General features: G+C 62.4%; 12 protein-coding genes. 9 read left to right on the top strand and 3 right to left on the bottom strand.

Annotated elements, in window-relative coordinates; all coding sequences use genetic code 11:
* Nucleotides 1-29 precede the first annotated feature (29 nt).
* From GRAN_RS22225 to GRAN_RS22210, 4 genes are all read left to right on the top strand, one after another.
* Nucleotides 30-1,976 (top strand): beta-L-arabinofuranosidase domain-containing protein, encoded by a 1,947-nt coding sequence (locus GRAN_RS22225; RefSeq protein WP_128915266.1) that lies wholly within the window; start codon nucleotides 30-32, stop codon nucleotides 1,974-1,976.
* A gap of 312 nt (nucleotides 1,977-2,288) precedes the next feature.
* The gene (locus tag GRAN_RS22220; RefSeq protein WP_128915265.1) at nucleotides 2,289-5,783 is read left to right on the top strand and encodes a TonB-dependent receptor; all 3,495 of its coding nucleotides are present in this window, start codon (nucleotides 2,289-2,291) and stop codon (nucleotides 5,781-5,783) included.
* A 254-nt stretch (nucleotides 5,784-6,037) separates the two neighbouring features.
* Nucleotides 6,038-6,988, top strand: coding sequence for an SMP-30/gluconolactonase/LRE family protein (locus GRAN_RS22215; protein ID WP_128915264.1), 951 nt, complete (start codon nucleotides 6,038-6,040; stop codon nucleotides 6,986-6,988).
* Nucleotides 6,985-8,319 (top strand): hypothetical protein, encoded by a 1,335-nt coding sequence (locus tag GRAN_RS22210; protein WP_128915263.1) that lies wholly within the window; start codon nucleotides 6,985-6,987, stop codon nucleotides 8,317-8,319. The genes GRAN_RS22215 and GRAN_RS22210 overlap by 4 nt, the downstream gene beginning before the upstream one ends.
* On the opposite strand, the gene GRAN_RS22205 is transcribed toward GRAN_RS22210, so the two are convergent.
* A complete protein-coding gene (locus tag GRAN_RS22205; RefSeq protein ID WP_128915262.1) occupies nucleotides 8,320-9,063 on the bottom strand; it encodes a GntR family transcriptional regulator in 744 nt (247 codons plus the stop codon). It abuts the gene before it with no gap.
* 124 nt (nucleotides 9,064-9,187) lie between these two features.
* Between GRAN_RS22205 and GRAN_RS22200 the strand changes: the two genes are divergently transcribed.
* Genes GRAN_RS22200 through GRAN_RS22190 form a run of 3 tightly spaced genes read left to right on the top strand, consistent with a single transcriptional unit; the run spans nucleotide 9,188 to nucleotide 12,176 of the window.
* Nucleotides 9,188-10,135, top strand: coding sequence for a proline racemase family protein (locus GRAN_RS22200; RefSeq protein ID WP_128915261.1), 948 nt, complete (start codon nucleotides 9,188-9,190; stop codon nucleotides 10,133-10,135).
* Nucleotides 10,132-11,277 carry an NAD(P)/FAD-dependent oxidoreductase gene (locus GRAN_RS22195; RefSeq protein WP_128915260.1) on the top strand — a complete coding sequence of 382 codons (1,146 nt, stop codon included), beginning with the start codon at nucleotides 10,132-10,134 and terminating at the stop codon, nucleotides 11,275-11,277. The genes GRAN_RS22200 and GRAN_RS22195 overlap by 4 nt, the downstream gene beginning before the upstream one ends.
* Entirely contained in the window at nucleotides 11,274-12,176 is a 903-nt protein-coding gene (locus GRAN_RS22190; RefSeq protein WP_128915259.1) for a dihydrodipicolinate synthase family protein, read from the top strand. The genes GRAN_RS22195 and GRAN_RS22190 overlap by 4 nt, the downstream gene beginning before the upstream one ends.
* A 47-nt stretch (nucleotides 12,177-12,223) precedes the next feature.
* Here the strand turns inward: GRAN_RS22190 and GRAN_RS22185 are convergent, their stop codons facing one another.
* On the bottom strand, nucleotides 12,224-13,702 hold the full coding sequence (locus tag GRAN_RS22185; protein WP_128915258.1) for an APC family permease: 1,479 nt from the start codon (nucleotides 13,700-13,702) through the stop codon (nucleotides 12,224-12,226).
* 271 nt (nucleotides 13,703-13,973) lie between these two features.
* Here GRAN_RS22185 and GRAN_RS22180 point away from each other — a divergent pair, with 271 nt between their 5' ends.
* The gene (locus GRAN_RS22180; RefSeq protein ID WP_161571111.1) at nucleotides 13,974-17,219 is read left to right on the top strand and encodes a TonB-dependent receptor domain-containing protein; all 3,246 of its coding nucleotides are present in this window, start codon (nucleotides 13,974-13,976) and stop codon (nucleotides 17,217-17,219) included.
* Between the two features lie 174 nt (nucleotides 17,220-17,393).
* On the opposite strand, the gene GRAN_RS22175 is transcribed toward GRAN_RS22180, so the two are convergent.
* Nucleotides 17,394-18,830 carry a M20/M25/M40 family metallo-hydrolase gene (locus GRAN_RS22175; protein WP_128915256.1) on the bottom strand — a complete coding sequence of 479 codons (1,437 nt, stop codon included), beginning with the start codon at nucleotides 18,828-18,830 and terminating at the stop codon, nucleotides 17,394-17,396.
* 110 nt (nucleotides 18,831-18,940) lie between these two features.
* Between GRAN_RS22175 and GRAN_RS22170 the strand changes: the two genes are divergently transcribed.
* The gene (locus GRAN_RS22170) at nucleotides 18,941-20,794 is read left to right on the top strand and encodes a beta-L-arabinofuranosidase domain-containing protein (RefSeq protein WP_128915255.1); all 1,854 of its coding nucleotides are present in this window, start codon (nucleotides 18,941-18,943) and stop codon (nucleotides 20,792-20,794) included.
* The last annotated feature ends 8 nt before the right edge of the window (nucleotides 20,795-20,802 follow it).

The raw sequence follows: 20,802 nt of genomic DNA, 5'->3' as shown, positions 1-20,802 counted from the left end.
CCTCCCGATCACGCGCGAAGAGGCCACCCATGCTGACCCGTCGAGCCCTCCTGAAGTCCACCGTCGCCGCCGCTGCCGTCTCTGCCCTCCCCATCAGGTCCTGGGCCTCTCCCACCACCGGCGCGACAGTCCTCGAGCAGTTCAGTTACGACAAGATCAAGCTCCTCCCCGGCCCGCTCCACGAGCAGTTCACCTATCACCACCGACTCCTCCTCTCGCTCGACAACGACAAGCTCCTGAAGCCCTTCCGTGAGCGCACCGGCCTCGCCGCGCCCGGAGAAGACATGGGTGGCTGGTACTCCAACTCTCCCTTCTTCGATCCCCACGGCTCCTTCGACGGCTTCGTCCCCGGCCACTCCTTCGGCCAGTACCTCTCCGCGCTCTCCCGCGCCTCCGTCATCACCAGCGACCCCGCCACCCGCGCCAAGGTTCAAGCCCTGGTTACCGGAATCTCCCCCACGCTCACCAGCCGCTTCTACGACAACTACACCCTCCCCGCCTACACCTTCGATAAGACCTGCTGCGGACTTCAGGAAGCTTATGCCATTGCCGGCATCGCCTCCGCCGGTCCCGCGCTCGATACCGCCCTCGCCGCCGCACTCCCGCATCTCCCCGAAAAAGCCCTCTCCCGTCCCGAGCAGCGCGTCCGCCCCCACACCAACGAGGCCCAGACCTGGGACGAGACCTATACCCTCCCAGAAAACCTCTTCCTCGCCTACAAGCGCACCAACAAGCCCGCTTACCGTGATGCCGCCATCCGCTTTCTCGAGGACGATCTGTACTTCAATCCCCTCTCCGAAGACATCAACGTCCTCCCCGGCGAGCACGCCTACTCGCACGTGAACGCCTTCTCCTCCGCCATGCAGGCTTATCTCGTTCTAGGCAGCGAGAAGCACCTCCGCGCCGCCAAGAACGCCTTCCGCATGCTCGAAGCTCAAAGCTTCGCCACCGGAGGCTGGGGACCCGGCGAAACCCTTCTCCGTCCCAACACCGACGAACTTGCCCACTCCCTCTTCACGCAGGCAGCCTCCTTCGAGACACCCTGCGGGGCCTACGGCCACTTCAAGATCACCCGCTATCTCCTTCGCGTCACCGGCGACCCCCACTATGGCGACTCCATGGAGCGCGTCCTCTACAACACCGTCGCCGGTGCCAAGCCCATGCTCGCCGACGGCTCCGCCTTCTACTACTCCGACTTCACCCAGACCGGCCACAAGACCTACGCGCGCGACAAGTGGCCCTGCTGCTCGGGAACTCTCCCCCAGATCGCCGCCGACTACGGCATCTCCACCTATCTCTCCGGCACCCCGCAAACCAAGGCCGGCCCATCCTCCCGCAACGGCCTTACGGTCATCCTCTACATTCCGTCGCAAGTCACCTTCGACCACGCCGGCTCCCCCATCACCCTCACCCAGGAAACAACCTACCCTGCCACGCCCACAACCTCTCTCCGCCTCGAATTAGCTAAAGAAGCCGAGTTTCCCATCACCATCCGCATCCCTGCCTGGTCAGGCCCAGCCACCCGCGTCCTTATCAACGGCAAGCCCGCCGATTCAGAAGTCCAGCCCGGAACCTTCCACACTCTGCACCGCACCTGGAAGTCCGGCGACCGCATCGAGCTCGCCTTCGAGATGCCCCTCCGCACCGAGACCCTCACCGCCTCGATGACCCGCACCGACCTCCCCGCCCCGCACTCATCCGCGCCCCTCACGACTACGCCCGCAGCGCCCATCCTCCAGAAGGAGACCACCTCCCAGGTCCGTCTCGCCGCCCTGATGCGCGGCCCTGTCGTCTTCATGGCAACCGGCGCATGGCCAACCGAAGTAGCCGAAACCGACCTGACCTCCGCCAAGGTCGCCTCCTCCGGCGAATCCCTCGTCGTCCAACCCGACACCCCATCCGCGACGACGTTCAAACCCTACACTCTCATCGGAGACGAAACCTACCGCACCTACCAGCCCTTGAAGTCCTCTTAGCCTTTACCGAGTAAGGCCGAAAGCGCACGCGCGCCCCACGTCCCGAAAAGGCATGGCTAGGACATTTGCCCCGTGACATTTTCGTGAAATTAGGGTGAGATCATCCGAAGCAATAAACCTAAAAAGACTTTCCTGCTACCCTGCGCGCTCCGCGTTAGGTCCACGTCACTACCGAGATGCAGGAAAGCCAGATCCAAAAGCCGTTGGCCGAGGTAAAGCAGCGTTCCCCAGGGTAAGCGTTCGCTGCTCTTGTTCATCGTTCCTCTTCGTTTCTTAGAAAAAGATAGCGTTTCAACTACTCATGGAGGCTGCATGCAGAAGAAGTTAATGAGGCCGTTTGTCTTTTGTCTCTTTGTCTTTGGCGTACTGGTCTACGCTCACGCTGCAATCACCGGCTCTATCTCCGGCCGCGTGCTCGATCCGAGCAAGGCAGTCATGCCCGGCATCACCGTCACCGCCCTCAACGAAGACACCAAGCTCGTTCAGACCGTCAAGACCGATAACCAGGGCTTCTACGTCTTCAACGCCCTCGCCATCGGCAACTACACCATCAGCGTCAGCACCCAGGGCTTCAAGGACTACCAGACCACTGGCATCAAGGTCGACGCCAACTCCGCCCTCCACATCGACGTGCCCCTCTCCGTAGGCTCCGTCACCGAGACCGAGAACGTCAGCGCCAACGCCCTTCAGGTCGAGACCCAGAACACTCAGCTCGGCGAAGTCATCGAGGCCGAAAAGATTACGTCCGTGCCCCTCAACGGACGCGCCTTCACCGATCTCCTCTCCCTCCAGCCTGGCGTCTCGCCCTACAAGAGCACCACCGAAGGCGGCCGCACCGTCTCCGGCGATCTCAACTCCGGAAACCAATCCGTCAACGGCGGCCGCGAAGCCTCGAACGGCTACATGATCAACGGTGCCGACGCCAACGAAGGCGTCTATAACGGCGCCAGCATCATCCCCAACCTCGACTCCATCGCCGAGTTCCGCATCATCACCAACAACTTCGACGCCGAGTACGGAAACTTCAGCGGCGGCCAGGTCAACGTTGTTACTAAGTCCGGAACAAACACCATCCACGGCGACGTCTTCGACTTCCTCCGCAACACCGACCTCGACGCAGCTAACTACTACTCCAACCACCTTCGCGGAACCTTCATCCAGAACATCTTCGGCGGAACCATCGGCCTCCCCATCAAGAAAGACAAGGCTTTTTTCTTCGCCGACTTCCAGGGCACAAAGCAGATCAAGGGAGCCACCCAGAACTACCAGGTTCCCTCAGACGCTAACCGCACGGGCGATCTCTCCGATGGCGGTAGCTCCCCCATCAACTCCACCGTCCAGGGCACCGCATGGGCGACTGACCTCTCCAACCGCCTCGGCTACGCCGTCGCTGCCGGCGAACCCTACTACACCCCCGGCTGCGTCACCACCGACGTATGCGTCTTTCCCAACGCCGTCATTCCCCAGAAAGCCTGGTCTCCTGCGGCCCTCGGAACGCTGAAGTACATTCCCACGGCCAACGCAGCTGGCAACTTCTACCAGACCTCCGCCTACTCCGCCCATCTCGCCGACTACAAGGGTGCCGGACGCTTCGATCTCAACACCCGCTTCGGCAACTTCTTTATGTACTACTACCAGGACAGCTTCAGTGTCACCGACCCATACGCCGGAGCCTCCGTCCCCGGCTTCGACGCAGCCAACAAGGGCCGTGCCCAGATGGCCAACATCGGCCTCACCACTGTTCTAAAAAACAACGCAGTAAATGATTTCCGCTTCTCGTACCTGCGCGACGTCAACCAGCTCGGAACACCCATCGGCGGAACCGGTGTCACGCTCAGCTCGCTCGGCTTCGTCACTCCTTGGGGAGCATCCACCGGCGGCATCTCCGCCATCAACGCCAGTTCGGAAGGTGTCCCGAACATTGGCTTCAACAACTTCAGCTTCGGAACCCCCGCTGACAACCTCGGCCAATACAACAACACTTTCCAGTTCCTCGAGAGCTACACCAAGGTCATCGGCGAACACACCTTCCACTTCGGCGTGAACTACCACTACGACCAGATCAACGAGCGCAACTACTACGGCGCCAACGGCCAGTTCGGCTTCAGCGGGCAGGAGACCGGCAGCGACTTCGCCGACTTCCTCATCGGTGCGCCAAGCTACTTCATCCAGGCCAGCCAGCAGATCCTCGACTCCCGCAGCCACTACCTCGGCGTCTTCGCGCAGGATTCCTACCGCGTGAAGCCGAACCTCACCCTCAACTACGGCATCCGCTACGAGATCACCACCCCCTGGTACGACACCCAGAACAAGCTTGAAGCCATCATCCCCGGCGAGCAGTCCGTCGTCTTCCCCGGCGCGCCCAAAGGCTACGTCTTCCCCGGTGATCCCGGAGTGCCTCGCACCCTCGCCGGCATCCGCTATAACAACTTCGCTCCACGCCTCGGCTTCGCCTACGCGCCTGACTTCGGCGACGGCCTCCTCGGCAAGCTCACCGGAGGAAACGGCAAGCTCAGCGTTCGCGGCGGCTACGGCATCTTCTACACCAACATCCAGGACGCCACCGGCTTCGTTGAAGTGGGCGACGCCCCTTACGGCCTCTTCTACGCCTCACCCGTCCCATCACGCTTCGAGAACCCCTTCATCGACCGCGCTACCGGTAACAGCGAAGGCCAGCGCTTCCCCTTCGCCTTCCCGCCCACCGGCGTCTCGGCCTCAAAGCCCGACACCACTTTCAACTGGCCGTCCGTCCTTCCCATCTCCGGCTCACTCGTCTTCGATACAAAGAACGTGACGCCCTACACCCAGAGCTTCTACTTCGGCATCCAGCGTGAGTTCGGCGGCCAGACTGTCTTCACCGCCAACTATGTCGGAACCCTCGGCCGCCACCTCCTCACCACCGAGGAATCCAACCCCGGCGATCCCAACCTCTGCCTCGCCCTCAGCGATCCCAACGCCCTCGCGCCCGGCCAGACCCCATGCGGCCCTGGCCTCGAGACCAGCACCTACACCTTAGCCAACGGCTCCGTCGTCCAGGGAACCCGCACCACCCTCGGCATCAACTTCGCCAGCAACCCCTACATGCGCACCATCGCAAGCTCCACCTACAACTCGCTGCAGACCAGCATCCACCACAGCGGCAAGGTCGTCGAAGTCCTCCTCGGCTACACCTTCGCCAAATCCATGGATAACGGCTCCGGTCAAAGCGACAGCACCAATGTCCTCAACCAGCGTCTGAGCCGCGGCCTCTCGAACTTCGATGTTCGACACAACGTCGTCGGCAGCTACACAGTCCAGCTTCCCTTCAACGACTTCATCGGCAAGGATGGTTGGGCCACCTACGTCACCAAGGGCTGGGCTGTCTCCGGCATCACCACCCTCGCCAGCGGCCGTCCCGTAACCTTGCAGGAGACCGACGACAACTCGCTCACCGGCACCAATAACGATCTCCCCACCTACGACCCCACCATGGGCAAGCTCTCCGGAGATCACAACCCCCGCAACGGGAACCCATACTTCAACATCAACCTCTTCTCGCCGGAGCCTCTCGGCCAGTTCGGCAACTCCAACCGACGCTTCTTCCACGGACCCGGCATCAATAACACCGACCTCGCCCTCCTGAAGAACTTCACCTTCGCCCGCGAAACCAGCGTCCAGTTCCGCGCCGAAGCCTTCAATGTCTTCAATCACACCCAGTTCAACGGCCCATCCGGCAATGTCAATAACTCCGGCGTAGGCGGCTTCGGCTACATCACCTCCGCCAACGACCCCCGCATCATGCAAGTCGCCCTGAAGCTCCTCTTCTAACCAGAACCCACACAAACCACCGGGTGCCCCACCTTCGCCGACAGCCTCATCGTCGGCGAAGGTGGAAGCCGAAGCCGCTCAACCGTCAGGCCGTTGCCGTTGCATTTGCTTCTCTGGTTGTCATTCCCAAAGGGAATCTGCGCCTGCCGTTGCCCTTACACCTGCCCGTCTAAAGCCGCTTGCTTAACAGGCGTGCCAAAACCACTCAACGCGCAACGCGGCTTCAACCACTGGGGTACGCTTTCCAAGAGCCCATGCCAATCAAAGCCGCCATCCTCCTGCTCGCGCTACTCCCCTCCCTCGCACTTGCCCAGACAATCCAGCCCCTGGACCCATCCTTCTCCACCCTGATCGCCCCCCAGGCCAAATTGAACATCATGGGCAAAGGCTTCGGCTTCACCGAAGGCCCCGTCTGGGACCTCGCCGGCTACCTTTACGTCAGCGACGAAGAAAAGAACACCATCTCCCGCCTCTACCCCGACGGCCACCGCGAGCAACTCCTCTCCCTCGGCGACCCCGACGGCAGCACCCTCGACGCGCAAGGCCGCCTCATCGACTGCGCCAGCGTTCTCCGCGGCATCATCCGTCTCTCCCCCGACGGCAAGACCTACGACATCCTCGCCGACCACTTCGAAGGCAAGCGCTTCAACAGCCCCAACGATGTCGTCCCCGGCCCCGACGGAGCCCTCTACTTCACCGACCCCACGCTCGATCTCGTCGCCGGCGAAAAGCAGGAGATCCCCTACCAGGGCGTCTACCGCCTCGCCCCCGACGGCAAAGTAACTCTCCTCACCAAGGACCTCGATCAGCCCAACGGCCTCGCCTTCACCCCCGACGGCCAGTTCCTCTACATCGACGACTCCGCCCGCAAGAACATCCGCCGCTACCGCGTCCACCCCGACGGCACCCTCTCCGACGGCATCCTCTTCGCCGACGAGAACGTCCCCGGCGCCAAAGGCGTCCCCGACGGCATGAAGCTTGATCTCCAGGGAAATCTCTACGTCACCGGCCCCGGCGGCATCTGGGTCTGGAACCCGGCCGGCCGGCACCTCGGCACCATCCTCGTCCCCGAGCAGCCCGCCAACCTCGCCTGGGGCGGCCCACATAACAGCCTCCTCTTCATCACCGCCGGAACATCCGTCTACACCCTCGAAACCAAAGCCACAGGCTTCGTCCCCTACCTTCATAAGGAACCCAAGCGATGAAGCATCTCCTCTCCCTGGCCCTCGCTCTTGGTCCGCTCGCCATGTACGCCCAAACCCCCTGCTCCGTCCACCCCGTCACCTACCAGGGCTGGGAAGCGCAGGAGGTCACCAACCAGTGGCTCAAGCTCACTGTCGTCCCCCAGCTCGGCGGACGCCTCATGCAGGTCGAGTTCGACGGCCACCCCTACCTCTTCGTCAACCCCAAGTTCCGCGGCCAGTACATCTCCCCCACCGAAGCCAAGGGAGGCTGGATCAACTACGGCGGCGACAAGATCTGGCCCATGCCCGAGGGGGACCAGGACGACCACCACTGGGTCCTCGCCTCCACCGCCATCGACGACCTGCCCTACGCCTTCAAAGTCCTCTCCCAGGGCAAAGAGTGCGCCGTCCAGCTCGACGGCCAACCCGACACCATCACCGGCCTCCAGTACAGCCGCACCATCACCATCTCCGCCACATCCCCCGAGATCCACTTCCACGCCGTGACGAAAAACGCCGCCACTCACCCCATCGAATGGTCCGTGCAATCGGTATCTCAATACGACCTCTCCGACCACACCAACCCCACCGATTACAACCACGACCTCTACGCCTACACCCCAGCAAAGCCCAACTCCACCTACCCCGACGGCTACCACGTCCGCTCCGGCCTCGCCGACGACCCTTCCTTCTCCATCCAGAAAGACCTCTTCCAGCTCCACTGGAAATACTTCGAAAATGAAGTCTGGCTCGACTCCCCCGCAGGCTGGCTCGCCGTCCTCGACCGCCAGAGCCACTTCGGCATGATCGAGCACTTCACCTACATCCCCGCGGGCAACTATCCCGGCAAAGCCACCACCATCTTCTACAAGAACGGCCCCGGCGTCCGCTTCGACAAGCAGGACCACGCCACCATCCCCGACACCACGCAGCTAGCCACGCCCTACTACATGGAAGCCGAGATCAACAGCCCCATCGTCAAGCTCGCCCCCAACCAGACCTACGCTTTCGACACCACCTGGAGCCCGATCTACACCACCGGCACCCCCATCTCGGTCAACCCAACCGGCCTCGTCACCCAAGCCTTCACCGCCACCGCCGAAGGCACCCAACTCACCCTCACCGGCACAGTCACCGCCTTCGCCCCCGGCACCCTCGTCCTCTCCTACCTCAACCAGCGCGGAGCCGAAATTGAGAAGCAAACGCTAGGCCCCATCGCCGTAGGCGTCGAAGCCGTGATCCAGCAACAAGGCCTAACCCCGCCCGCCGGAACCAAAGCCATAGCCCTCAAGCTCGTAGATCAAAACAACAAAGACCTCGGCATTCTCGCCAGAACAGACATAAGAAAATAGCTACCAGCTCCCCCGCTCCCCATGCATCGCGATCACCCGTTCCACCCGCTCCGCGCCCTTCACCCAGTTCGCAATCAGCGCCTTCTCCGCCGCATCTGCATCGCCCTTGTGGATCGCCGAAATAATCGCCTCATGCTCGGCCACGCTTACATCGAGTGAGTCGATGATGTTGCTCGCGTACAGCCGCCAGTACCGCTCCGTCTGCGGCTTGATCCCCTTGTGCATCAGCATCAACCGCGGCCCCGCGCTCGCCTCCACAATAATCCGGTGAAACTCCGCATCGAGATCGAAGATGCTCTCCCCCGCCAGGTCCTTCGTCTTCGCGATCTTATGCAGCTTCGCATTAATGGCCTTGATCTTCGCCACCACCGCAACCCGCTCTTCTTTCGGCAACGCAACAGTGAGCCTTCCCGCCAAACCCTCGAGATGTCCCACAATCGAATAAAGTTCAGCCGAATCCTCCCGTGTCAGCGGGGCCACGATCATCCGCGACTTCGACCGGCTCTTCTGCTCGATCACATACCCCTCGCGTTGGAGCCACTGCAGCGCCCCCCGTACCGGCGTCCGGCTCATCCCCAGCTTCTCCGTCAGGTCCGCCTCCACGATCCACGCCCCCGGCGAAAGCCGCCCATGCACAATCAGGTCCCGTACCTGCTGGAAGGCCGAAGTTAATGTCGTCCCATGCTCCGTGGTCGATCGTTTCCGCTCCTTGACCACCTTCTTGCCCCTGCTCTGCGTCGTCATCTCTGAAGCATCTCCTGCATCTCTCCGGATGCGCAATCCATGCAAATCAACAGTATCCACGGCACGTTGCGCTAATGTATTCAATCTTGTAGACTAACGTTCGCACCGTCCACCAGGGAATCTGATGAATCTTAGCAGGGTACACGTAGTCGACTCACACACGGGTGGAGAGCCGACGCGCACCGTCATCTCCGGAGGTCCCGACCTCGGAGACGGACCTCTCGCCGAACGCCTCACACGCTTCGGCCTCGAGCACAACGACTTCCGCAACAGCATCATCAACGAGCCACGCGGCTCCGACGTCCTCGTCGGCGCGCTCCTCGTCGAGCCCGTCGACCCCACCTGCGTCACCGGCGTCCTCTACTTCAACAACGTCGGCAACATCCTCATGTGCGGACACGGCACCATCGGCGTCGTCGCCACTCTCGCCTATCTCGGACGCATCACCCCAGGCACGCACCGCATCGAGACCGCCGTCGGCATCGTCTCCGCCTGCCTCCACCCCGACATGACAGTGACGCTCGCAAATGTCCCAAGCTTCCGCATCGCTGCAGGCGTCACGGTTGATGTTCCCGGCTACGGTCCAGTCACCGGAGATATCGCCTGGGGTGGCAACTGGTTCTTCCTCGTCGCCAACCCACCCTTCCGCCTCGTACCCTCCGAGATCCCGCAGCTCACCACTTTCACCACCGCCATCAAACGCGCCCTCGCCGCTAACAACATCACCGGCAACGACTCCGGTGAGATCGATCACATCGAGCTCTTCGTCGACTCGGACAAGTCCGGTATCGACAGCCGCAACTTCGTCCTCTGCCCCGGCGGAGCCTACGACCGCTCTCCCTGCGGCACCGGCACCAGCGCCAAGCTCGCCTGCCTCTACGCCGACGGCAAGCTCCTCCCCGGCGGCGTCTGGCGTCAGGAGAGCATCATCGGCAGCGTCTTCGAAGGCCGCGTCACCGTCACCGAGTCCGGCCTCATCCCCAGCATCACCGGCCGCGCCTTCGTCAACTCTGATGCTCAACTCATCTACGATCCAGCCGACCCCTTCCGCCTGGGAATCCCCACCGCATGACCACCTTCGACACCATCGTCGTCGGCGGAGGCATCGTCGGCGCGGCCTGTGCCGCCGCCTTCGCGCGCGATGGCCTCACTGTCGCTCTCATCGAGAGCGGCTCCATCGGCCACGGAGCCACCGCTGCCGCCATGGGACACGTCGTCCTCATGGACGACTCCGCCCCACAGCTTCTCCTCACCCGCTTCTCGCAATCCCTCTGGCAATCTCTCGTCCCCAATCTTTCCGCCACCGCCGAGTATCAACCCGCCGGAACTATCTGGATTGCATCCGACGCCGAAGAACTCCACGAGGCCGCCCGTAAACAGTCCATCTTCGCCGAATACGAAATAGCCGCTCAGCTCCTCGACCCCAGGCAGCTAGCCACCCTCGAGCCGAACCTTGCCTCCAACCTCGCCGGAGCTCTCCTCGTCCCATCCGACTCTATCGTCAACCCCCTCGCTATAGCCCGCACCCTCGTAGAACAGGCCGTTGCCCACGGAGCCCAGATCCTCACCGCCGAAGTCCTCCGCATAGGCGCAGGTACCGTTGATCTCAGCGACGGACGCCGCCTCTTCTCCCGGCGCATCGTCAACGCCGCCGGCGAACGCTCCACCAGACTCACTCCCGGTCTCCCTATCCGCCTCCGCAAGGGCCACCTGGCTCTCACCGAGCCCCATCCCAACTTCCTTCACCACCAGATCGTCGAACTCGGCTATCTCAAGAGCGCCCACTGCGACGATGATGATTCCGTAGCCTTCAACGTCCAGCCCCGAGCCACCGGCCAGATCCTTATCGGCTCATCCCGCCAGTACGGCTCGACAGGTCCCGAGGTAGAACCCGTCATCATCGCCCGAATCCTCGCCCGCGCCGCGGAATACATGCCCACCCTCGCCGGCATCCCTATCGCCACCACCTGGACCGGCTTCCGCAGCGCGACACCCGACAAGCTCCCCCTCATCGGCCCCTGGCCGGAAGACGAAACCATCTTCCTCGCTACCGGCCACGAAGGCCTCGGCATCACCACCTCTCCCGCCACCGCCGCCCTCCTCGCCGATCACTTTGCCGGCCGCGAATCCGCCATCCCCCTCACGCCCTACCTACCCGCCCGGCTCGCGACCCTCGTCGCCGAGCCCCAAGCTATGTACAAGGAGAACTCATGATCTGGAAAGGCGTCATGCCGGCAATGACCACGGCATTCAAAAGCGACCTCAGCCTCGACCACCAAGCCATCGCGAAACGTGCCAAATGGATGATCGACTCAGGCTGCACCGGCCTTATCCTCCTCGGCTCCCTGGGCGAGGCTACCGCCCTCACCCAGGATGAGAAGCGCACCGTCCTCGAGATAGGCCGCGACGCCGTCGGACCCAACGTCCCCGTCGTCTCCGCCATCTCCGGCCTGGCCACCGCAGACACCGTCAACCTCGCCAAAATGGCCGAGAAAGCCGGCGCCGATGGGCTGATGGTCCTGCCACCCTACGTCTACAAAGGCGATTGGCGCGAGATGAAAGCCCACATCGCCGCCATCTTCCGCGCAACGGATCTCCCCTGCATGCTCTACAACAACCCCATCGCCTACGGCACCGACTTCACCCCGCAGCAGATTGTCGAGCTCGCCAACGAGCACCCCAACTTCATGGCTGTCAAGGAGTCCAGCACCGACGTCCGCCGCGTCACCTCCATTCAGACCCTCCTCGGCAACCGTCTCGCCCTCTTCGTCGGTGTCGACGACGCCATCGTCGAAGCCATTGCAGCCGGAGCCACTGGCTGGGTCGCCGGCCTCGTCAACGCCTTCCCCGAAGAGTCCGTCCGCGTCTTCAATCTTGCCATGGAGGGAAACTTCAACGAAGCCTTCGCCCTCTACCGTTGGTTCCTCCCGCTGCTCCGCCTCGATACCGTGCCGAAGTTCATCCAGCTCATCAAGCTCACCGAGGAGCGCATCGGCGTAGGCACAGCCTACGTCCGCCCCCCGCGTCTCGAGCTCACTGGCGCCGAACGCGAAGAAGCCCTCGCGATCATCGATGCGTCCATGGCCAACCGCCCCACCCTCGCCCTTGTCTAGCCGCTACAACCGGAATCCCACATCTCGCCTCTGAGATGTGGGATTCCCTACCTCTTCCGTCTCCGAATCAAGAAGTAAACCGGAGCTCCGCAAGCAACAATCCCCAACCCAGGCCAGGTAGTAGCCGGTCGAAACACAAACAGACAAACCACGATCGCCGAAGCCCCAAGAACGTAAAACCCCGGCGTAACCGGATACCCAAACGTCCGATACGGCCTCTCAGCCAAAGGCCTCTTCCATCGCAGCACAACAACAGCAGCGATCGTCAGCACATAGAAAATAAGTGCCGCTGAAATCACATAATCCAGCAGATCGCTATAGAGATTTCCATACCCTGCCGTGGCCGAGTAAGTCGTCAGCAACACCAGCATCCCCGCCCACACCGCCTGCATCGCCAGCGAAGCCCCCGGAACATTCGCCTTATTCAATTTCGCCGCCGCCGGGACGAACAGCCCATCCCGCGCCATCGCATAGTAAGCCCGAGCTCCCGCCAGAATCAGGCTGTTGATGCACCCGAACGTCGAGATCATGATCGCCAGCGCCATTAGCCGTCCGCCGACCGACGGAAAGATCTTCTCGAGCATCGCCGTCGCCACCCGGTCATGCGCCGCACCCTGTATCTCGCCAAACGAAAGCGTCGAGAGATAAGCCACGTTCGCCGCGAGATACAGCACGATCACAAGCACGCTCCCCAGGATCAAAGCCCTCGGCAACACCCGTCGCGGGTCCCTCACCTCCTCCGCCGCGAACGTCACGTTATGCCATGAGTCCGCAGAAAACAGCGACCCCGACTGCGCCACGCACACCGCGACCAAAATCCCCAACGCCCCAACCATCTCCGGTGCCGCACTACCGCTGCGAGTCACAAACATCTGCGCAAAGTTCTCATGCACCGCAGCAGAACTCCGCCCGATTGTGAATCCGGCAACGATCAACGCTCCCAGCGCCGCGATCTTCGTCACCGTGAACAGGTTCTGCACCCACTTCCCATACTTCAACCCAAGCGCATTCGTCCCCGTCAACAGCAGGATCGCCACCAGCGCAACCATCTGTGCCGATGAAAGCGAGATCGCATAATGTTCCGAAAGCTTCACCGGCCCAAGCAGGTAATTCCTTTCCGAGATCCAGGGAAACAGCACCCCTGAGAACCTCGCGAACGCCACGCCCACCGCGGCAATCGTCCCCGTCTGAATCACGGTAAAAAACGTCCACCCGTAAAGAAATCCCCAAAGCGGCGAGTAGGCTTCGGAGAGATACAGATACATTCCACCTGCTCCCGGCATCATCGACGAGAGCTCTCCAAACGAAAGCGCCGCGCTCACCGTAAGCACTCCCGCGAACACCCACGCCAGCAGCAGCCATCCCGGGCTTCCCAGCACCCGGGCCATGTTCGCCGGGACAATGAAGATCCCCGACCCGATCATCACGCCCACCACGATCATCGCGGAGTCGAAGAAGCCAAGCTGCCGTTTCAATGTCCGTGTCGCAACCACCGGTTCTGCGGTCGAGAGTCCTGGCTGGGTCATGAGATCCAATCTATGCGGGATTTGAACTTCTTCGCGAGACATCCGTACCTCCGTGCATCACCCACAGAGTACGAACTACCTTGACATCTGCATGCCGCAATGTATTCTTCATTGTATCCACACTTTGTACTCGCCCCTCTCAGAGGGTGAATGGCACCCGCTTTCTCGGTCCAGAGACTCACTTCCCCTAACCGCAGGGAAGCGCACCGCTCTCCACGGCGACACAGCGCCGGCATCCATTTCTGACTCACCTATCCGCGAGGAGATCTTCATGATGCGCTCCGCTTCCCGTCTTTACTCCCTCTATCTCCTTCTGGTCTGCCTCCTGATGTTGCCCATCACGGGCCTCGCCCAGACCTTCCGCGGAGGCATCAGCGGCACCGTCGTCGACGCTACCGGAGCCTCTGTCGCCTCTGCCCCCGTCACCGCGCAGAACGTCGACACCAACCAGATCCACCAGACCACCTCCTCCAGTGCCGGAACATTCATCTTCCAGGAGCTTCCCCTCGGCAACTACACCGTCACTGTGGAGGCATCCGGTTTCGATAAGGTGCGCGTCGAGAAAGTGGCCGTGAGCGCGGGCCAGGTCGTCGATCTCAACATCAAGGTAGGTGTCGCCACCCAGAGCACCGAGGTCGTCGTCTCAGCCGACGCACTCAGCCTCGACACCGCGACCATCGCCAACACCGCCACCCTATCCGCCCAGACCGTCTCCGATCTCCCCCTCAATGGCCGCGGCTATACCCAGATGGTCGCCCTCACACCCGGATACGCAGGCTACGCCGGTGGCCAGGGCTTCAACGGCTCGCTCAACGGAGCCCGCCGCAACCAGATCAACTGGCAGATCGACGGTGTCGACAACAACGATTTCTGGCACAACGAGCCTGCCGCCAACGAAGGCGGAGTCAGCGGCCTTCCCGGAACCACTCTCCCGCTCGATACGGTCGAGTCTTTCTCGGTCCAGACGCTCTCCCTTCCCGAAGCAGGCCGCAACCCCGCCGGAACCGTCAACCTCACCCTCCGCTCCGGCACGAATCACATTCACGGCACCGCCTACTACTACAACCGCAACGAACTCTTCGGAGCCAAATCCCCCTTCACCACGACCAAGCAGAAGGTCCGCAACTACAACTGGGGCGTCTCCCTCGGCGCACCGGTCATTCACAACAAGCTCTTCTTCTTCGGCTCCTTTGAAACCCAGCGCTTCGAGCTTGGCACCTCCGGCCTAGGCACCGAGCCCTCGGTGGCCTACCAGACCCTCGCCCTCGCCACGCTAGCCAAGTACAACGTCTCCCCGAACACCGTCACCAAGGCCATGCTTGCCACCTTCTGGCCCGCCAACACCCTCACCGGCCCCGCCACCACCGGAAACTTCACCAGCACCGTCCCCATCAGCGGCCACACCTACAACGGCTCCGTGAAGTTCGACTACAACATCAACGAGAAGAACACCGTCTCCTTCCACTGGTTCTCCGGCGAAGGCCAGCAGGCCGCACCCTCCGGCTCCCAGATTCCCGACTACTACCAGACCGTCCCCACCCGCGCCCAGAACTACGCCATCGTCTGGAACAACCAGATCTCCTCCCGCTTCTCGAACCAGGTCCTCCTCGGCGCCGACTACTTCTTCCAGGCCTATAAAGACGCCAACACCAACTTCAACCCCATCGCCCTCGGCTTCAACACCGGCGTCACCGACATCTCCGGAGCCCCGAACATTCTCCTCGGTGCAAGCTCGCAGTTCGATCCCATCGGACCCACGCCGCCCCTCAGCCGCAACGGGACCACCGGCCACGCTACCGACGCCTTCACCCTCACCCTCGGCGCACATGACATCCGCTTCGGCGGCGAGTACCGCCGCGGCTACGTCACAGAGAATTACCACTCCAACGGCATCGGCCAGTACGTCTTCGACGGAGCCCACGGCCCCTGGGCCAACGACACCTTCGCCGACAAGAACATCCCCATCCTCGCCGACTTTCTCGCAGGCTATCTCGCCAGCGGAACCGTCGCCCGCGGCAACCAGGCCCGTGAGGTCTTCGTCAACTCCTTCGGCATCTTCGCCCAGGATGCCTGGAAGGCCACCCAGCAACTCAACTTCAACTACGGCGTCCGCTACGACTACACCGGCCCCCTCTACAACAACAACAAGGATCTCTCGGTCTTCACCCCCGCCACCGGCATCGTCTTCCAGGGCGATGGCATCGGCTCCGTCTTCCCGCCCAAGCGCCTGAACTTCAGCCCGCGCGCCGGCTTCACCTATGAGCCCTCCTTCACCAAGGGCCTCGTCATCCGCGCCGCTGCCGGTCTCTACTACGACACCCCGAACATCAACGTCTTCCTCTCGCAGAGCGTCAAGAACGGCGGAGCCATCGGCCTCCAGGGCAATCCCGCCGGAGCCGCCCCCGTCTTCACCCTCTCCGTCCAGCCCCAGACGATCGTCGACGGACAGCTTCTCGCTCCGCTCGCCGCCACCCCCGCCACCACCTGCATCGTCACCACCACCAAGGTCTCGCCCTGCGGTGTTTACACCGTCAGCCAGAACCTCCGCCCCGGCTCAACGGTGAACTACAGCCTGAACATCCAGCAGCAGCTCGGCACCAACGCCGTCCTGCAGATCGGCTACGTCGGCTCCCAGGCGCGCAAGCAGATCCTGCTCCGCGACATCAACCAGGCCGCCCTCAACCCTGCCGGTTCCAGCGTCGCCGCCTACGCCAAGCAGAGCAGCCGTCCTCTCTTCGCCCAGTACCCCACCTACGGAGCCGTCAACGAGCTAGACAGCGCAGGCAACGCCAACTACAACTCGCTCCAGACCACTCTTCGCCTCCAGAACCTCCATGGCGTCACCTCGATGTTCACCTACACCTGGAGCCACAACCTCGATAACGGAACCAACTACCGCAGCGCTCTCCCGCAGGACTCCACCAACATCGGTGCCGACTACGGCAACAGCTCCTACGACATCACCAACAACTTCAAAGCGATCGTCAACTACGACATCCCCACCCTCGCGAAAACCCCGCACTGGCTTACCGGCGGCTTCGAGCTCCATAGCGTCTTCTCCATCTACGGCGGCGAGCCCGTCTCCATCCAGAGCAGCGCCGACAACTCCGGGACCGGAGAAGGCTCCCAGCGCGCGACCCAGGTCCTCGCCAACCCTTACAACGGAGCAAGCCGCTCGCTCGTCAACGGCGTAGCCTACTGGATCAACCCCGCCTCCTTCGTCAACTCGCCCAAGGGAACCTTCGTCACCTCCCGCCGCACGCAGGTCCGCGGTCCCGGCTATAACGACGTCGACTTCTCCGTCTTCAAGACCGGAAACGTCACCGAGAAGCTTCGTCTCCAGTTCCGCGCCGAGATGTTCAACCTCTTCAACCGGATCAACTACGCACCCTTCCACGCCACCACTGGCAGCAGCCTCGGCCAGCTCACCGACACCATCGGCGACTACAACGGCGCCCCCGGCATCGGTCCCGGCGAACCCTTCAACGTCCAGTTCAGCCTGAAGGCTCTCTTCTAAACAAAGAGGCTCGAAGGTCTGCGGAACGCAACAATAGAGGCGGGAGCGCCAAAATCGCTCCCGCCCTTTTCTTTTCCAACCGCCCCGAAGTTTCAGGTGCCCCATCCCTCGCCGACAGTCTTATCGTCGGTTAGGGTGGGAACGTAAGACGCCCAACAGCGCCCTTAGCGCAGATCAACTCCCACCCGAAAGCGCCTTCAAATAAGCGTAATAAAACGCCACCCCATGGAAGTAAGCCTCGACACCAAGCCGCTCATCCTTCCCATGCATGCGGTTATCATCCTCATCCAGTTCAACGCCTGAAATCCCGTAGCTAGGAATCCCCGCAGCCGCCGTAGCCGTACTATCCGACCCACCCGGCTCCATCTGCGGCACCACCACGGCCTCGGGCCAGAATAGAGCCGACAGCTTATCCAGCGGACCAAACACATCCTCGCGCATCGGCGGAGCCGCCATCGGCTTCCGCACGCCCGCTCCCGCCAACACCTGCTGCTTCACCGTCACGCTCGGATCCCCAACTGCATCCGCCAACACCTTCCCGACTTCGTCCGCGCTATGCCCCGGCAAAATCCGACAGTTCACCACAGCCGTAGCCGTCTGCGGCAGAGCATTATTCGCATGACCACCCGACAACCGAGTAGCCACGCATGTCGTATGCAGCGTCGCATTGAAGAAAGGATCCCGCGAAAGCCTCTCGACCGCTCCCGCATCCATCGGCGTGCTCAACAAGGCACGCATATCCGCCGCAACATCCGCGGGCTCCGTCGCCGCCACCTTCTCAAAGAACGGCCGCGTCACGGTATTCAACTCCGCCGGAAACGGAGCATGCTCCACCTTCCCCAACGCCGCCGCCAGCGCATAGATCGCATTGTCCGGCCTTGGCAGCGAACTATGCCCGCCACGATTCGTAGCCGTCACCTCAAAGTTCGCGCTGCTCTTCTCAATCGCTTCAACGGTCACGATCGTAGCCTTGCCGTTCTTCATCAGCACTGGCCCCGAGTCTGGATTCAGTGCAAAATCCGCATCGATCAAATCCTTGCGATTCTCCACCAACCACCGCACCCCATTATCCCCACCGCCTTCTTCCCCCGCCGTCAACACCAGGATGATGTCTCGATCCGGTTTATACCCTTCCCGCTTGAAGCGAATCAGCGTCTCCACCAGGATCGCGTCAGCCTCTTTCATATCCTGCGTCCCACGCCCGTAAAAGAAGCCATCCTTCTCCACAAACTGAAACGGATCGGTCGTCCAATCCTTCCGCTCCGCCTCGACAACATCCAGGTGGCATAAGACTAAAATCGGCTTCTTCGCCCCCGTGCCACGCAGCCGCACCACAAGGTTCATCTTCTTCGGATTCGCCCCAACGATCGGCAGATCCTCCTCGGCAAACCCAGCTCTCAGAAACCGCGCCTTCATCGCCTCGGCAGCCATAGTCACATTGCCCACCGAGTTAGTCGTATTGATCTCAATCAGCTCCTTGAATATCCCCCGCGACTCGACCTTCACCTCCTCCGGCAGCAACGCCGGAGGAGCCTGCCCCCACGCCGTCACCGCACCGCAACCGCAAACCGCCATCAACGCAAGCCGTCCAGACCACCCACGAATCCGCATCGTTCCTCCGTTCGAGACAATCCTCTTCTCACGCCAGACGAGTTATTGTATACATTACAGAATACGCTGACAGCGACAGAATCCCTCGGCCCACCCGGAGCGGAAGCCTCATGACCTATCTCATCCCGCGCCGCCAGTTCCTCAAATCCGCCGCCGCAACCGTCGCCGCACTCGCATCCAATCCAACGCTGCACGCCGCACCTTCAGCCCCATCCCACATCAAGCTCGAGACCTTCGACTACCAGGGTGTTTGCCTCCTACCCAGCCGCTGGCTCGACCAGATCGACGGCGCAAGAGCCTTCTACCTCAACCTCTCCGACGACAACATCCTCCACGGCTTCCGCGCCGCCGCCGGCCTTCCCGCACCCGGCAAGAGCCTGGGCGGCTGGGCCTACCCACGCACCGACGGCCTCCTCGGCGACTGGACCAGCGCCATGTCGCGCCTCTACCGCGCCACCGGCGACACCGCCTACCGCGACAAAGCCACCTACCTCCTGGCCGAGTGGGCCAAAACCATAGCCCCCGACGGCAACGGTCGAGCCGAGTACGCCAAGATGAACTGCGGCCTCGTCGACATGCACCTCTACGCCGCCGACCCCACCGCCATGCCCCTCCTCGATCGCATCACCGCACACGCCGAGAAGAACATCAGCCGCGAGCGTCTCCCCGCCATCAAGCAGGACAACGTCTATTACTCCGGTCGCCCCGGCGAGTGGTACAAGCTCTCTGAGAACCTCTACCGCGCCTACCAAATCACCGGCGACCCACGCTACCGCACCTTCGCCGAGGTCTGGCTCTACCCCACCTACTGGAACAAGTTCGCCGGCACCGCATCCCCCGCCGATGCCCACGGCGTCCACGCCTTCTCCCATGTCAACACCTTCTCCAGCGCCGCCATGCACTACGAGGTCACCGGCGACCCCGTCACCCTCCGTATCCTCGTCAACGCCTTCGACTACCTCCAGAACACCCAGTGCTTCGCCACCGGAGGCTATGGCCCTAATGAGCGCTTCATGGCCCCCGACGGAAGCCTCGGCCGTTCCCTCGACACCCGCTCCGACACCTTTGAAACCGGCTGCGGCTCCTGGGGAGCCTTCAAGATGGCCCAGCACCTCATCCGCTTCACCGGCGAAGCCCGCTACGGCGACTGGATCGAGCAGCTCTTCTACAACGGCATCGGGGCCTCGCTCCCCGTCACCGAGGGCGGCCGCAACTTCTACTACTCCGACTACCGCGTCGCCGGAGGCATGAAGGTCGATCGCTGGGATAACTTCACCTGCTGCTCCGGAACCTACTTCCAGGACCTCGCCGCCTACCACGACCTCATCGCCTTCAAGAACGCCACCGGCCTCAACGTCAACCTCTACGTCCCCTCCGAGATCACCTGGACCCTCAGCGGTACGCAGGTTAAGCTAACCCAGCACACGACGTACCCGCTCTCCGAAAGCATCACCCTCAACGTAGACCCCGCCACCCCCACCACCTTCGACCTCCGCCTCCGCGTTCCTCAGTGGTCCCAAAGCGTCTCCCTCAAGGTCAACGGCAAGCCCTCGATAGTCCCCTGCAAACCCGGCACATGGGCCACCATCAGCCGCCAATGGAGCCCCGGCGACACCGTCGAACTCCACATCCCCATGCCCCTCCGCACCGAGTCCGTCGATCGTCAGCACCCCGACCGCGTCGCCGTCGTACGTGGCCCCGTCGTCCTCGCCCTCGACGACGACTACCACGACCCCAACTTCCTCCTGCCGCCCGACGACGAATCCCTCAACCGCCTACTCATCGCCGACGACACCCCACTCGCCTCCCACTTCTCCGCACCCGCCGTCCCCGGCATGTACCGCGTCGAGCGCCCCGACGGCCAGCACGTCCGCCTCCGCTTCCGCCCCTTCTACGCCTACAACGAAGGCTTCCCCTACCGGATGTACTTCGACCGCAAAGACCCGCCCTACCCACTCTGGTAAACCAGACA

Source organism: Granulicella sibirica (assembly GCF_004115155.1).
Taxonomy (GTDB): Bacteria; Acidobacteriota; Terriglobia; order Terriglobales; family Acidobacteriaceae; genus Edaphobacter; species Edaphobacter sibiricus.
The sequence above is the reverse complement of the archived record's forward strand: the minus strand, read 5'-3'. Positions and strand labels throughout refer to the sequence as shown.